The organism is Myxococcus sp. CA023 (genome assembly GCF_010998615.1).
GTDB lineage: Bacteria > Myxococcota > Myxococcia > Myxococcales > Myxococcaceae > Myxococcus.
In genome coordinates this window covers 1-477 of record NZ_JAAEAH010000191.1, presented here as the reverse complement: position 1 = coordinate 477, position 477 = coordinate 1, and the positions used below count along the sequence as shown (strand labels likewise).

General features: G+C 60.8%; 1 protein-coding gene. It reads right to left on the bottom strand.

The features are described from left to right. Window positions 1-362, bottom strand: a 362-nt coding sequence (locus F8M74_RS37635) for a hypothetical protein (protein ID WP_205604111.1), incomplete at its 3' end; no start/stop codon positions are given. Window positions 363-477: the final 115 nt, after the last annotated feature.

Here is a 477-nt window from a genome sequence, read left to right as displayed (position 1 = left end):
TGGCGGATGCGTCCGATATCCGCATGGATGGCTTTCCTTACGGCACTGGGATGAGCAGAGGGAGCATGCTGCAGAACCCTGCTGAGTGCGGGTATCCAAAGCGTGGAGTCGAAGCGACAGGTGAAGAGCTGCTGCCAGAACACCATCGGCAGGTTGGCGACGATCCCGGGTGTATCGGTTACGCGGCTGGCAAGTTGTTCCAGTACCGTGCGCGGAGAAGTACTGGATGAGGTTGGCAGCCTCCGTCGGAAGGCACCATTCCAGGGCCAACGCGGGCCATGCTGCCTGGCGAGCACAGCTGCAGCGGCGTTGCGGGTGACCACTTCGCACAGATGGACCGGCATCATCAGTGCACTGCACATCCGCATGTTCCACAGGTACAGGGATTCGGCTGTGACGTCGGGGCTGCAGCTCGATGCGATTCTCTCGTAAGTAGACAGACGCTCCGCTGACAACGCGCGCCGCAGTACATCGTAT